We start from the raw sequence: 577 nt of genomic DNA, 5'->3' as shown, positions 1-577 counted from the left end.
GTTATGAGTACTTCAGAACATGAGTAAGGTGCAGGAATTCAAGAATGGCGTGGAGTCTTGTCTAGAAGCCTTGGATAGTAGTATCGCGCCTGTTTTAGCACAGCTGGTATCGCACCGTTACCCGCCGGAGGTGGCTGGCATCGAATTTGAGATCTTCGTAGATGAGTTCACCCAAGGCTTCCCTGTTCGTGCATTCTTTTTGGATCTGAATAACACTGAGTTCTTCTTATACTCAGCCGGCAGAGCGGAATATCCGTCTCCTGTGGATCCGGAGCTTCTTAACATTCCCTGCGTGTACCCTCAGGAGTTCGAAGATACCTTCACAGATGACGATGAAGACTTCGATCCATGGAGCCACGCAACCAAAGCCTTGATCGGCTGGTTCTCCAAGAAATGGCATGATGCTGGAGGCGCTGACTTCGGTCTTAGAGCCACGATTGCCGCTCACGACAGCGCGCAAGAATTCAATTTGAAAACGCTTACGTGGCAAAGCCGTGGCAACTCATAACAAGCGGCAGCACAGTGACCGCTTTTCCGCCGCTCCGCGGCTACAAACCGGCACGTGTGCCGGGCGTTA

1 protein-coding gene is annotated in these 577 nt (G+C 51.8%); it reads left to right on the top strand.

Annotated elements, in window-relative coordinates; translation table 11 throughout:
• Positions 1 to 19 precede the first annotated feature (19 nt).
• The gene (locus V7747_RS18565; protein WP_335617472.1) at positions 20 to 508 is read left to right on the top strand and encodes a hypothetical protein; all 489 of its coding nucleotides are present in this window, start codon (positions 20 to 22) and stop codon (positions 506 to 508) included.
• Positions 509 to 577: the final 69 nt, after the last annotated feature.

The sequence above is a fragment of the Halopseudomonas sp. genome, from assembly GCF_036960865.1.
Lineage (GTDB): Bacteria > Pseudomonadota > Gammaproteobacteria > Pseudomonadales > Pseudomonadaceae > Halopseudomonas.
Note: the sequence above shows the minus strand (reverse complement) of the source record. Positions and strands in the feature narration are given on the sequence as shown.

What these genes read in the sequence shown, in the direction of transcription:
- V7747_RS18565 (WP_335617472.1), top strand. Translation starts at nt 20, where the DNA reads ATGAGTAAGGTGCAGGAATTCAAGAATGGCGTGGAGTCTTGTCTAGAA.